Annotated in this window: 15 protein-coding genes; all 15 read left to right on the forward strand. The window is 58.0% G+C overall.

Features of this window, described 5'->3' with window-relative positions; genetic code table 11:
• Positions 1 to 2: 2 nt before the first annotated feature.
• The 15 genes from ACH518_RS20040 (at position 3) to ACH518_RS20110 (ending at position 13,513) form a co-directional block, all read left to right on the forward strand.
• On the forward strand, positions 3 to 422 hold the full coding sequence (locus ACH518_RS20040; protein ID WP_445371381.1) for an acyl-CoA thioesterase: 420 nt from the start codon (positions 3 to 5) through the stop codon (positions 420 to 422).
• On the forward strand, positions 419 to 1,000 hold the full coding sequence (locus tag ACH518_RS20045) for an outer membrane lipoprotein carrier protein LolA (protein ID WP_445371382.1): 582 nt from the start codon (positions 419 to 421) through the stop codon (positions 998 to 1,000). The genes ACH518_RS20040 and ACH518_RS20045 overlap by 4 nt, the downstream gene beginning before the upstream one ends.
• Positions 981 to 3,326: an MMPL family transporter gene (locus tag ACH518_RS20050; RefSeq protein ID WP_445371383.1), complete on the forward strand. Its 2,346-nt coding sequence runs from the start codon at positions 981 to 983 to the stop codon at positions 3,324 to 3,326. Before ACH518_RS20045 ends, ACH518_RS20050 begins: the two co-directional genes overlap by 20 nt.
• Complete coding sequence (locus ACH518_RS20055) at positions 3,323 to 5,140, forward strand: intermembrane phospholipid transport protein YdbH family protein (protein WP_445371384.1); 1,818 nt, start codon at positions 3,323 to 3,325, stop codon at positions 5,138 to 5,140. The genes ACH518_RS20050 and ACH518_RS20055 overlap by 4 nt, the downstream gene beginning before the upstream one ends.
• 35 nt (positions 5,141 to 5,175) lie before the next feature.
• Positions 5,176 to 5,370: a YnbE family lipoprotein gene (locus tag ACH518_RS20060; protein ID WP_140914208.1), complete on the forward strand. Its 195-nt coding sequence runs from the start codon at positions 5,176 to 5,178 to the stop codon at positions 5,368 to 5,370.
• A 9-nt stretch (positions 5,371 to 5,379) separates the two neighbouring features.
• Entirely contained in the window at positions 5,380 to 5,718 is a 339-nt protein-coding gene (locus ACH518_RS20065; protein WP_445371385.1) for a YdbL family protein, read from the forward strand.
• A gap of 417 nt (positions 5,719 to 6,135) precedes the next feature.
• On the forward strand, positions 6,136 to 7,011 hold the full coding sequence (nifH, locus tag ACH518_RS20070; RefSeq protein WP_445371386.1) for a nitrogenase iron protein: 876 nt from the start codon (positions 6,136 to 6,138) through the stop codon (positions 7,009 to 7,011).
• A 100-nt stretch (positions 7,012 to 7,111) separates the two neighbouring features.
• Complete coding sequence (gene nifD / locus ACH518_RS20075) at positions 7,112 to 8,593, forward strand: nitrogenase molybdenum-iron protein alpha chain (RefSeq protein WP_140911810.1); 1,482 nt, start codon at positions 7,112 to 7,114, stop codon at positions 8,591 to 8,593.
• 130 nt (positions 8,594 to 8,723) lie between these two features.
• A complete protein-coding gene (gene nifK, locus ACH518_RS20080; protein WP_140911809.1) occupies positions 8,724 to 10,295 on the forward strand; it encodes a nitrogenase molybdenum-iron protein subunit beta in 1,572 nt (523 codons plus the stop codon).
• Between the two features lie 96 nt (positions 10,296 to 10,391).
• Entirely contained in the window at positions 10,392 to 10,613 is a 222-nt protein-coding gene (nifT, locus tag ACH518_RS20085) for a putative nitrogen fixation protein NifT (RefSeq protein ID WP_140911808.1), read from the forward strand.
• Positions 10,614 to 10,617: 4 nt separating this feature from the next.
• On the forward strand, positions 10,618 to 10,818 hold the full coding sequence (locus ACH518_RS20090; protein ID WP_140911807.1) for a 4Fe-4S binding protein: 201 nt from the start codon (positions 10,618 to 10,620) through the stop codon (positions 10,816 to 10,818).
• Between the two features lie 4 nt (positions 10,819 to 10,822).
• Positions 10,823 to 11,515, forward strand: a complete 693-nt coding sequence (gene nifX, locus ACH518_RS20095; protein WP_445371387.1) for a nitrogen fixation protein NifX — start codon at positions 10,823 to 10,825, stop codon at positions 11,513 to 11,515.
• Between the two features lie 2 nt (positions 11,516 to 11,517).
• Complete coding sequence (locus ACH518_RS20100) at positions 11,518 to 11,784, forward strand: DUF6129 family protein (protein ID WP_140911805.1); 267 nt, start codon at positions 11,518 to 11,520, stop codon at positions 11,782 to 11,784.
• A 9-nt stretch (positions 11,785 to 11,793) separates the two neighbouring features.
• Entirely contained in the window at positions 11,794 to 12,558 is a 765-nt protein-coding gene (locus ACH518_RS20105; RefSeq protein WP_445371388.1) for a 4Fe4S-binding leucine-rich repeat protein, read from the forward strand.
• Positions 12,551 to 13,513 (forward strand): hypothetical protein, encoded by a 963-nt coding sequence (locus ACH518_RS20110; RefSeq protein WP_140911803.1) that lies wholly within the window; start codon positions 12,551 to 12,553, stop codon positions 13,511 to 13,513. Before ACH518_RS20105 ends, ACH518_RS20110 begins: the two co-directional genes overlap by 8 nt.
• Positions 13,514 to 13,598: the final 85 nt, after the last annotated feature.

Raw genomic sequence — 13,598 nt, forward strand, 5'->3', positions numbered from 1 at the left:
CCATGGCCGAAAAATTGACCACCGAAGTCGAGTTGCTGGTTCCGTTCCACGACGTGGACATGATGGAAGTGGTTTGGCACGGCCACTATTGCAAGTATTTCGAGATCGCCCGCTGCGCCCTGCTGGAAAGCATCGATTACGACTACCGGCAAATGCGCGATTCGGGATTTTTCTGGCCTATCATCGACTTGCACCTGCGCTATATAAAACCGGCGCGTTTCGGCCAGCGCATTTTGGTGCGCGCCACGCTGAGCGAGTGGGAAAACCGGCTGAAAATCGACTATCTGATCCGCGACCACGCCAGCGGCAGCCGGCTGTGCAAGGGCCACAGCGTACAGGTGGCGGTGGATATCCAAACCCGGGAAATGCGTTTCGAATCGCCGCCGGTTTTGTTCGCCAAACTCGGAATCGAAAAACCATGAAAACCTTATCCGCCCTGCTGCTCTGGCTATCCGCCACCGCCGCCCAGGCCGACGACGCCTTGGCCGCCATCAAATCCCGATTGGTACCGGCGGCAATCGTCCAAGGCCATTTCCGTCAGGAAAAACAACTGAAATTTCTGAGCAAACCGCTGGTTTCGGAAGGCGAATTCACCTTCCAGCAGCAACGCGGCGTGATCTGGAAAACCGTCAGCCCGGTCGAGTCGGTGCTGCTGATCGGGGAAAACCGCTTAATCACCAGCCAGGGCGAGCAAGCCCTGCCGGCCAGTTTCGGTCGCGTGTTTCCGGCCATGCTCGGTGGCGATTTCGCCGAGCTAAGCGCAGACTTCAGCGCCAGCGCCGAGATGCAAGCCGATTCCTGGCGCCTGACATTGCTGCCGAAAGACCCGCTGCTCGGCAAAGCCATCGCCGCCATTTACCTGGCCGGCGACAGCGAATTGCGCAGCGTGGAAATTCGCGAAACCGGCGGCAACGTGTCGCGGATCGGCTTCGACAGGATCAGCCGCCCAGCCCAACTCAGCCCGGAACAGGCGGCCGAATTTGCGCGTTTATCGCCCTAAACTTTACGCCGCGCTGTGGCTGCTAGGCATGCTGGCCCTGGTCTGGCTGACCCTGCAAAATCTGCGGCGGGATTGGCTGGAAACCGGCTTCCTGGCGCTACTGCCGCAGGCCGAACAACGGCCGGAGGTTGCAAATGCCATCGAACGCCACAATCAGGCCGTCAACCGCAAGGTCGTCTGGCTGGCCGGCGCTGCCAACGCCGGTCAAGCGCTGACCCTGGCCGAAACGGTGAAGACGCGCCTAGCCGCCAGCGGGCTGTTCGCCGAGTTGACCTTGCAAATTCCGCAGCAACAGTACCGGCAAAGCTACCAGCAACTGTTTAGTTACCGCTACCAACTGCTGGACGCGAAAACCCGGCAAGCCTTGCAGCACGATCCAGAGCGCTTGCTGCGCGACAATCTGGAAACGCTGTACAGTCCGCTCGGCCAGTTGCAGGCCGCCAATCTGGAACACGACCCGTTGTTGCTGTTCAGCCGTTACTTCGCCGCGCAAAACCCGCTGCAACTGAATATCGAACACGGCGCCGTGGTGGTGCCTGACGGACAGATGGTCTGGGCCTTGCTGGTCGGCGAATTGCCCGACCGAGATTTGAAACTCGACAAACTGGAACTCTTGCTGAGCCTGAATCAAAGTTTGACAAACCAAGTGCGCCAAGAAGGCGGCGAACTGCTGGCGACCGGCCTGCCGCTGTTTACCGCCTACGGCGCCCACCAGGCCCAACACGAAATATCCACCATCGGCAGCGGCTCGACGCTGGGGGTGGTATTGCTGCTCTGGCTGACTTTCCGCAGCCCCCGGCCCTTGCTGCTGTGTTGCTTGGCCGTTGCCGTCGGCCTGCTGGCCGCCTGGAACTTGAGCCTGCTGCTGGTCCCGAAACTGCACATCATGACCTTGGTATTCGGCTCCAGCCTGATCGGCGTGGTGGTCGATTACGCGTTGCATTTTTTCTGCGACGGCCTCGGCCTGCCGCACTGGACGCCACGCCGCGGCTTGACTTACGTGCTGCCGGGCATCGGCTTCGGCTTGCTGACCAGTTTATTGGGTTACGCCGGCCTCGGCTTCTCGCCGTTTCCGGGTTTGCGGGAAATGGCACTGTTCTCGGCACTGGGTCTGGTCGCCTCCTGGCTTACCGTGGTCATGCTGTTTCCTGTGCTACTGGCCCGCTTCCGGCCGCAACACCAATTCGGCATGTTGAGTCTGGCCGGCTACTGGCAACGCAGCTGGCCGGAACGGCTACACCGCCATCGGCGTAGCCTGTCCGCCGGTTTCGCGCTACTGCTGGTCGGCGGCCTGAGCCTGTTGCGCGCACAAGACGACGTTCGCCTGTTGCAAACCGCACCAACCGAAATTACCGCAGCGGACGCCGAAATCAGGCGGCTACTGCCGATCGGCCGCGACAACCAATTCTTCCTGGTCTCCGGCGCAGACCTGGCCGAGTGGTACCGCAACGAACGCGGCCTGCTCGACGCGCTGGCACCGCTAACCGGGCAAGCCAAACTCAAGCAGTTCGATGGCGTCAGTTCGCACTGGCCGGACCCGACCCAACAACGAGCCGATTACCAGTTACTGAAAACCGGCGTTTACCGGCCGGATTTGTTGCAGCGCTATATGCTGAACCTCGGATTCGAGCAAACGGCAATCGATAGTGAGTTACAAAATTTCGCGGTCGCAGAATCAAAAACATTGAGCCTGGACGAATGGCTGGCAAGCGCCAACCCCAATCTGCGCCAGCAATGGCTGGGCTGCAACGCCGAGGCTTGCCGCAGCATCGTGAGTTTGGCCGGCATCGCCGATCTGGCGCCGCTACAAGCGCTGGCCGATTTGCCCGGCGTCGTCTGGGTGGACCACGTATCGCAATTGTCGGATTTATTCCAACGCTACCGGCAGCGGGTAACAGTGCTGTTGCTCGGGGTGTGCGGCTTGATTTTGGGCATCCTGATTTATCGGCTGGGCTGGCGCGACGGCGGGCAGGTCATGTCGGTGCCGCTGTTGGCGATGTTAACGGCGTTGGCGACGTTGGGCTGGTTCGGCGAATTGTTTACCTTGTTCAATCTGTTCGCGTTGCTGTTGGTGTTGGAAGTTGCCGTCGACTATGCGGTGTTCTTCCATATGGCCGCAGCCTCGGCCGGTACGGTTGACAAGCGCGATACGACCACGCTGGCGGTGGCCTTGTCGGCCTTCACCACCCTGCTGGGCTACGGTTTGTTGGCAAACAGTTCCACCGCCATCGTCCATGCCTTCGGCGTGACCTTGGCCGCCGGTGTCGGCAGCGCCTTCCTGCTGGCGCCGCTAATCGGCTTTAACGCCAATAATTCCAAGCAATGAAGCCCACACCCGCTTCGCCGCCGGCCAGTAAATCCGCCAAACGCTACAGGTGGTTATTTTTGCTGGCGCTATTGGCGATACTCGGCGCGGCGGTCTGGAGCCTGCGCTTTCAGCTCAGCGAACGGCTATTGGTCCGGGCGTTGCAATTCAGTCCGCTGGTAGCATCGGAGTTGTCCGGCCTGAAATTCGATTCCGCGCGGGTGCAATTGGCCCGGTTCGGATTTACGCTGGAAACCGCCGCCGGCCCGTTGCAAGTAACGCTGGAAAACGTCGCCGCCGGTTACCGGCTCGAACCGCTGGGTGTGGATGCCGTCGATATCGGCCGCGCGACGCTGAAGCTGGACTACCGGCCCGCCGCCGACAATCCCGCGGCGGCCGCTGCGGACGCCGAGCGCCAGCGCTTGCCGCTGCCGCCGGTACGCATCGCCCAGCTCGATCTGCAAATCGCCACACCCTGGGGCGACAGCAATTTCAACGGCAGCGCCCAATTCGGACTGACGCCGGCCGCTTACCGGCTGAACCTCGAAGACGGCCGGCAAAACCTGACCCTGGAACTGGCCGCCGACATGAGCAATTTCGACCTGACGCTGGCGGGCGCGAACCGCGCCCGGATTCTGGCGCTGGACGCTTCCGGCTTCGGCAGCGCTGCCGGCAAGCTGAGCCTGCGCGGCAAATTGGGCGACATCGCCGCCTGGCTGGCAAGCACACCGTTGCTGCCGGCCAAGCTGCGGCCGACCGGCGCGCCGACGGCGTTGGCGGCGCAACTCGGCAACAGCCGATTAAATCTGGACTTGCACAGTTCGGACGGCTTCGGCCACAGCCAGGGCCATTTGTCGCTGATTCGCGATAAAGCCATTCTGGCCGAAGCCAGCGCCGCGGTCAGCCTGCTACCGCAGCCGGCCGCCGACGTCACCGGTCGGCTGGCGCTGACCGCCGGCGAAGCCTTCGACCTGGCCAAACCCTGGCTCCCGGAAACCGCCCGCAACTGGCGCGTGGCGTCGGGCCGGATCGCTGCCACCTGGCAAATCTATTGGCAAGCGCAGCTCAAACGCGGCAAAGCCGACATCAATGTCTCCGATTTGGCGTTAACCGCCGGAGCGGCGCGCTTGCTGCACAGCGATATCCATGTCGCCGTCCCTGACCTCGGCGCCGGCAGCGGCGAACTCAGCGCCCGGATTCGGACGCTGGAACTGGGCGACGGCTTGACCGGCCGCGATCTGGAGATAGACGCCGCCTACCGGGAACCGGAACTGAATCTGAAGCGGGCCCGGCTAGCCATCTTCGGCGGCGAACTGGAACTGGCACCGGCGACGTTCGACATCGGCCAGATGCCGTTGGCCTTGACCCTGCAAGCCCGGCAAATCGATCTGGCCCAGCTATTGGCCAGCCTGCATTACCCGCAATTGTCCGGAACCGGCAGCGTCGACGGCGAACTGCCGTTAACGCTGGCGACCGAAAGCATCGAACTGCAAAACGGCACCCTGTCCGGCACCCGCCCCGGTACTTTGCGCTACCTAAGCCCGGCCGACGACGGCAATCTGGCGTTTCAAGCGCTACGCAACCTGGTTTACCATCGCTTGCAAGCTCAATTAAACTACCAGCCCAACGGCGATTACCGGATCGGCTTGCGCCTGGAAGGCCATAATCCGGAAGTGCTGTCCGGGCACCCATTGGCCTTTAACCTGAACATCAGCGGCCAATTGCCGGAGCTGTTGCGCCGCGGTTTGGTGGCCGGCAATTTCGAACGCGCGATACTGGAAGAAGTCGGCCAGCAGCCGGCCCAACCCAAAGCCCAGCCCGCTGGGAAACCATAACCAACGCTGCCGCCGGCGGCCGAGAGGAGAAGATAATGAAATTAGCAGCGCAGTACCTACTGCCGGTCTGGGCCGTCTGGATACTGGCGGGATGCTCGCCGTCCGTCAAACTCGAAGCCCCGGACAAACCGATCGAGATCAACATGAACGTCAAAATCGAACACGAAATCCGCCTGAAAGTGGAAAAAGATGTCGACGATTTGATTTCCAGCCAAAAAGGCCTGTTCTAAGGAGTCCCCATGTTAGCGAAAACCGCACAATCCCTGTTATCCGCCCTGGCCCTGGGCTTGATGTTGTCTTTCTCCGCCGTAGCCGCCGATCTGGCGCAACTGAAAGCCGCCGGCACCGTCGGCGAACGCAGCAACGGCCTGTTGGGCCTGGTCAAACCGGACGCCCCGGTCGAAGTCAAAGCCTTCGTCGACAACATCAACGCCCAACGTCAGGCCGAATACCAACGCATCGCCGCCAAGAACGGCGTCAGCCCAGAAGAGGTCGCACGACTGACGGCGCAAAAAGTAATCAACCAAGCCGCGCCGGGTCAGTTTGTCGATACCGGATCGGGATGGCAGCAGCGTTGATTCGCTGGCAAAATCAGCCGCAAATCCAAAGAATCTTCAAAACGAAAAGAGCGAAGCGCTTGGCTGCTGGCAGACCATACCCGACCTGCGCCGCTTTACTTGACTCATCGGACAAAATATACCTGCCTGCGTGCATTGGAACGATCTCGATCGCCCTCTTCAGATTCGGAGCGGTCGGGATAGATTCGAAAAGCCGATAAAATCCAACTACCGGGCAATCCGGCCCAAAAACCCCGTTTTTTATGTTGGTTAAATAACAAGACCCTACAAACAATGTTACCAACCCCACCAAGCCAAAACCGGAATTTCCGATTTTTATACCTTTATTTTCAATAGTTTAAAACAAAAAATCACATTGGCACGGCCATTGCTCTTATCAGGTTGTTATTAACAACACCCACTCAAGAGGAGAAGACCATGGCGAAACTACGTCAATGCGCTATTTACGGTAAAGGTGGTATCGGTAAATCCACCACTACCCAAAACCTGGTTGCCGCTCTGGCGGAAGCCGGTAAAAAAGTGATGATCGTCGGCTGCGACCCTAAAGCCGATTCTACTCGCTTGATCCTGCACTCAAAAGCTCAAACCACCATCATGCACTTGGCTGCTGAAGCTGGTAGCGTCGAGGACTTGGAACTGGAAGACGTGTTGAAAGTCGGCTACGGCGACGTTAAATGCGTTGAATCAGGCGGTCCAGAGCCAGGAGTTGGCTGCGCCGGCCGTGGTGTGATCACCGCGATCAACTTCCTGGAAGAGGAAGGCGCTTACGACGACGAACTCGACTTCGTGTTCTACGACGTATTGGGTGACGTTGTTTGCGGCGGTTTCGCGATGCCTATTCGCGAAAACAAAGCGCAAGAAATTTACATCGTTTGCTCTGGCGAGATGATGGCTATGTACGCGGCCAACAACATCGCCAAAGGTATCGTCAAATACGCCAACTCAGGCGGCGTCCGTTTGGCCGGTTTGATCTGCAACTCTCGTCAAACAGCTCGTGAAGACGAACTGATCGAAGAGTTGGCAAGACAAATGGGCACTCAAATGATCCACTTCGTACCACGTGACAACGTTGTACAACGTGCCGAAATCCGTCGTATGACGGTTATCGAGTACGAACCGACCGCGAAACAAGCTGACGAATACCGCGCTTTGGCTCAAAAAGTTCTAAACAACAAAAACCTGGTGATCCCTACTCCGATCAGCATGGACGAGTTGGAAGAGTTGTTGATGAACTTCGGTCTGATGGAAGAAGAAGACGAAACTTTGGTCGGCAAAACCGCTGCTGAAGAATAAGTCTTGCTTGAAACCGGCGGGCGGATGAGCGCCCGCCACCCTATCTGTTCCCAAAAACTGTCTGTTGGGGGATTACCCACGACATTAGGAGGAAAACATCATGGCTGCCATGACAAGAGAAGAGACTGAAGCGCTGATCGCAGAAGTGCTGGAAGTCTATCCTGAGAAAGCCAAGAAAGACCGCGCCAAGCACTTGGCGGTAAACGATCAAAGCTTGGAAAAATCCAATAAATGCATTACTTCAAACCGTAAATCCTTGCCGGGCGTGATGACCATCCGTGGTTGCGCGTATGCCGGTTCCAAGGGTGTGGTTTGGGGTCCGATCAAGGACATGATCCACATTTCCCACGGTCCTGTCGGCTGCGGCCAATATTCCCGCGCCGGCCGCCGTAACTATTACGTCGGTACCACCGGTGTCAACACCTTCGGTACGATGAACTTCACTTCGGATTTCCAAGAGAAAGACATCGTCTTCGGCGGCGACAAAAAACTGGCCAAATGTATCGACGAGATCGAAGCTTTATTCCCATTGCACAAAGGTATTTCCGTGCAATCCGAGTGCCCGATCGGTCTGATCGGCGACGACATCGAAGCCGTATCCAAAAACAAAGCCAAAGACATCGGTAAAACCGTGGTGCCGGTGCGTTGCGAAGGTTTCCGCGGCGTATCCCAATCTCTGGGCCACCATATCGCCAACGACGCGATTCGCGACTGGGTATTGGACAAACGCGACGGCGACGATAGCTTCCCGACCACTCCGTACGATGTCGCGGTAATCGGCGACTACAACATCGGTGGTGACGCTTGGGCTTCACGGACTTTGTTGGAAGAAATGGGTCTGCGCGTCGTTGCGCAATGGTCCGGCGACGGTACCATCGCCGAGATCGAAAAAACCCCGAAAGTGAAACTGAACCTGATCCACTGCTACCGTTCGATGAACTACATCGCCCGGCACATGGAAGAAAAGTACAGCATTCCCTGGATCGAGTACAACTTCTTCGGCCCGACCAAAATCGCCGAGAGCTTGCGCAAAATCGCCGCTCACTTCGATGACACCATCAAAGAAGGCGCAGAACGCGTGATCGCTCGTTACCAAGCCGAGTATGAAGCGGTTATCGCCAAGTACAAACCACGTCTGCAAGGCAAAAAAGTCATGTTGTACATCGGCGGCTTGCGTCCACGCCACGTCATCGGTGCTTACGAAGACTTGGGTATGGAAGTGGTCGGTACCGGTTACGAATTCGGTCACAACGATGACTACGACCGTACCATCAAGGAAATGGGCAATGCCACCTTGTTGTACGACGACGTCACCGGCTACGAATTCGAAGAATTCGTGAAAAAGGTCAAACCCGACTTGGTCGGTTCCGGCATCAAGGAAAAGTACATTTTCCAAAAAATGGGTATCCCATTCCGGCAAATGCACTCTTGGGATTATTCAGGCCCATACCACGGCTATGACGGTTTCGCCATCTTCGCCCGCGATATGGATATGACCCTGAACAACCCTTGCTGGAAACAAATCCAGGTGCCCTGGAAAAAAGCCGAATCCGAAAGCGAAGCGGTAAAAGCGGTTGCTTAATCGGCAGGGTGGACGCGGTATCGCGTTCACCTTCCCAGATCGATGGGTGGACGTCGAAACGGCAACCACCCTCCAGACCCAATCCATTCAACGCCGGACCACAGATTAGTGGCGCGTTTAGGAGATTATCATGAGCCAACAAGTCGACAATATCCAACCGAGTTATCCTTTATTCCGTACCGACGAATACAAGGAAAATCTTGCCAACAAGCGCGCGATGTACGAAGAACGTCATCCGCAAGATCAAATCGACGAAGTATTCCAATGGACCACCACCCAGGAATACCAAGAACTGAACTTCAGCCGCGAAGCGATCACGATCAACCCGGCTAAAGCCTGCCAACCTCTGGGCGCGGTACTGTGCGCACTGGGCTTCGAAAAAACCATGCCGTACGTGCACGGTTCGCAAGGTTGCGTCGCTTACTTCCGGACTTACTTCAACCGTCACTTCAAAGAGCCGGTATCTTGCGTATCCGACTCCATGACCGAAGATGCGGCGGTATTCGGCGGTCAGAAAAACATGTTCGCCGGCCTGGAAAACGCCAAAGCCTTGTACAAACCGGACATCATCGCGGTATCGACCACCTGTATGGCGGAAGTTATCGGCGACGACTTGAACGCGTTTATCAACAACGCCAAAAAAGAAGGCCACGTCGACCAGGACTTCCCGGTACCGTTTGCTCACACCCCAAGCTTCGTGGGTAGCCACACCACCGGCTGGGACAACATGTTCGAAGGCATGGCGCGTTACTTCACGCTGAAAAGCATGGAAGGCAAAGAGCCAGGCAAAAACGGTAAAATCAATTTTGTACCCGGTTTCGAAACGTATTTGGGCAACTACCGCATCATCCACCGGATGATGAAAGAAATGGGCGTGGGCTATACCCTGCTCAGCGATCCGACCGAAGTATTGGATACTCCGGCCGACGGTACTTTCCGGATGTATTCCGGCGGCACCACCATGGACGAAATCAAGGATGCGCCGAACGCGATTACCACCGTGCTGCTGCAACCCTGGCAATTGGAAAAAACCAAGAAGTTCGCCGAAACCACTTGGAATCACGACGTACCGAAACTGAACATTCCGATGGGCTTGGAATGGACCGACGCATTCCTGATGAAAATCTCCGAACTGAGCGGCAAAGCCATTCCTGAATCGTTGGAAAAAGAGCGCGGTCGTTACGTGGACATGATCACCGACTCGCACGCCTGGCTGCACGGCAAAAAATTCGCGCTGTACGGCGACGCCGACTTTGCCTTGGGCATGACCAAAATGCTGCTGGAATTCGGTGCCGAAGTCAGCGACGTGCTGGTTAACCACGCCAACAAACGTTGGAAAAAAGCCTGCGAAGCTATCCTGGCCGAATCTCCTTACGGCCAAAATGCCACGGTACATATCGGTCGCGACTTGTGGCACTTCCGTTCCTTGATGTTCACCAACAAACCGGACTTCATGATCGGCAACAGCTACGGCAAATTCATCCAACGCGACACCTTCTACAAAGGTGAAGAGTTCGAAGTGCCGCTGATCCGCATCGGTTTCCCGATCTTCGATCGCCACCACTTGCACCGCATGACCACCCTGGGTTACGAAGGCGGCATGTATGTGCTGACCACCCTGGTCAATGCGGTTCTGGAGCAGTTGGACAAAGAAACCAAAGGCATGGGCACTACCGACTACAACTACGACTTGATCCGCTAAGATCGAAGCGCGTAGGGTGGGCGCCGCCAGGCGCCCACCGCCATTCCTGCCAGGCGGGCAATTGCCCGCCTCACGCTATCCCAAAGGAGAATCCCCATGCCCAGCGTCATGCTTAGAAAGCGCGAAGACGGTAAGCTGTTGTTCTACATTGCCAAAAAAGACTTGGAAGAAACCATAGAATCCCTCGAGTTCGATACCGCCGACAAATGGGGCGGCGAAGTTATGCTCGGCGACGGCTCGAAATACTACTTCGAACCGCTGTCCCCGGCACCGAAAATCCCGACCACGTTACAAGCGAAACGTTTAGCGGAGGAATAAAGCCATGTCCCTTTACATCGTAGCCGAAGAGTGTATTTCCTGTGGCGATTGCCTGCCGGTGTGCCCGACCGATTCGATCAAGGAAGGCGCCATCGTCTTTGAAATCAACAAAAAAACCTGTACCGAGTGCAACGGCGATTACGACGAACCGCAATGCGTCAAAGTCTGCCCGATCGACAATTGCATTCTGCCGCTAGCGGCCTAGAGCGATGGGCCGGTCGAGCTTAAGCCGGGAACTGGCTCTCAGGATCGGGTTGGCCGCACGCGCCCTGCCCGATACCTCGCCGAAATTGTTCGTCTCGGTGCTGCGCGCCTGCGCCGGACCGCTGCTCGACGAACGCGGAATCGCCCAGCTCGGCGAGGCGCAACTGCATCAGGCTCTGGGTAACTTCGGTGTAAAAACCGACGCCGATACGGTACGCAAGGCGCTCGGCTTGCTGCAAAATCCGGCGACGCCGGCCGAACCGGCCCCGCAACCGCGTCTGGCCGACCTGCCCGGCTCGATATTAGTGGCCATCGGCAGCGACGACCCGCAGCGAGTCGTCGGCCATTTCGGCTCCTGCCGCCAATTTCTGGTGTACCAGGTTTCGGCCGGAGAAGCGCGTTTGATCGATATCCGTAACGTCGATAGCGACGCCCAACGCCGGCACAACGACAAAAACGCCTACCGCGCGCAATTGATCGCCGATTGCCGAGTGCTTTACATCGCTTCTATCGGCGGACCGGCCGCCGCTAAAATCATCAAGTACGGCCTGCACCCGATTAAAACCGAGCAAGGCGAAGCGATCAACCAAGTCATCCATCAACTGCAAAGCGTGCTGAGCCAAACCCCGCCGCCGTGGCTGGCCAAATCGATGGGGATTGCCCCGGCACCACGCATTTGTTTCGAACAGGAATCCTAACGATGATCAGTCCAGACCAACTGCAAACCATTGCCGACCGCATCAACGGCACCACGCTGAGCGAAAGCGTAGTCACCGAATTGCGCGGCGAATTTCCGGGCATCCACTTCACCTATTGCATGGAAGACGACATTCCCAACCACGAACCGTTGCTGGAAGGCAGCGGCTTCAATCTGTATCTGGTCGACGGCCGCGAACATTGCCTGTGTCTGACCCGTAACTACGAACACGCGTCAGGCATCGTCATCGCCGAAGTCATTCCCGAATAGGGTGGCGGCATGAGCGACGCGGACCGTCCCGTCAGCCTACCGATCGCCGATTGCAGCATTTGCCCGTTCCGCGGCAAAACCTTGCTGATGGGCCGCTGCATGCCCGGCGATACCTGCGTTGCCGCCCAAAGCGGCCGCCAAATCGACCGTTTCTTCCGCGTCAACCCGGTGTACGCAGTCAATTTTCTGCGCGATAAATTCTGGGAGCGCCGCGCCATCGCCGTGCGTTACTCGCCGCTGAAAGCCTTGTTGCCGCTGATCGCAGACGAGGACGAGGTGGTACGCCGCGCCGTCGCCTTCCGCCTGCCCGCGCAACAACTGGCGGCGCTGATCGACGACCCGGATCGCGAAGTGCGGATGACCGTGGCCGATCGGATCGACGCCGACAATCTGGAACGGCTGGCGGACGATCCGGATTACATCGTGCGCCTCACCGTCGCCAAGCGCCTGCCGCCGGGCCGGCTGTTCCGCTTCATCAAGGACGAGGATTTGCAGGTGCGCAAGCGAGTCGCGGAACGCCTGCCGGAAGTCAGCCTGGGCCTGATGGCCAACGACCCGGCGCCGGACGTGCGCCGCATCGTCGCCGAACGCATGCCGGCCGACGATGTGGCTCTGCTGCTGCACGATAGCGACTGGGTAGTGCGCTATACCGCGGCGCTGAAGGCCGATCCGGCCGAACTGGCCGCGCTGGCGGACGACCCGGAACCGGACGTGCGCGAACTGGTGCGGCAACGTTTACAATCAACCTCTACTCCAGAAGCCGATCATGACTGAAGCCAAACTCAATCTTGCCGGACAAGACATCACCGACTGCTGTAAAAAAGTCATTCCGGGGCAAACCGACGACCTGCTGCTCAGCAAATTGCAGGCGCTGGTGCCGGATTACCCGATTCATCTGGCCCTGACCGGCGACGAGTGGTACAAGCTGGGCGGCGTGGTCGACATGAACGGCTCCCGCATCGCCAACGACATCATCGAGTGGGCCGAACGCACCTACCTGGAGTGCGGCCAGAATCTGCAAACCCTGATCGACCACGCGCTCGAGTTGCAATTGATCGCCACCCGCCAGACCGGCAAGACCCTGTATTTCGTCGTGCAAACCGGCGACAAGGCCGAAGACTTTACCTTGATCGAAATCGACAAAACCCACGAAGTCTCGGACCGGATGCTGATCGACGAAACCAATCCGCCGGCCGACCTGGAAGAGCTGATCGACCCGATCCAGCCGTTCTGCATCGAAAGCTACGGTTTCGGCCACTCCCGCTACACCTACCGGCGCAAGACCGACGTCAGGCTGTTCATGGAAGTGATCAACGAACGCCACCCCGGCGAACATCCGGCGCAACGCTTCATGGACGACTGGAACCGCAGCAGCGCCGGCCAGAAACACCGGATGAGCGAGGACTGGATCATCCGCCCTTACCGCCACACCGGCCGCTTCGGCGAACAAATCGTCAACGTCGAAATCGTCAACACCCACAAAAACCACCTGCCCCACCTGGAAGACTTCGCCGGCAAGAAAGGCAGCTCGCTCAGCAACGTGCTGAGCCGCTTCGACCGCCAGGCCGGCTACCCCTTCGCCTGGTTTTTCTACATGCTGAAAGGCAAGCTGGTATCCACCCACAGCGCCGAATCGGTATACAAGGACATTTCCGGGGATTTCGCCTACTTGCCGGAGCGGGACGAGGCGGTGCTGAGGGATTGGATTTCTACGCCGTATAACGTTTGATGTTTATGTGTCGCTAACGCGACGGTTGTTTTAATGTCGGTTCGCGGACCGACAACCGCGATACTTTTCTTTGCTTGTCCAAAGA

The organism is Methylomonas sp. HW2-6 (genome assembly GCF_052474525.1).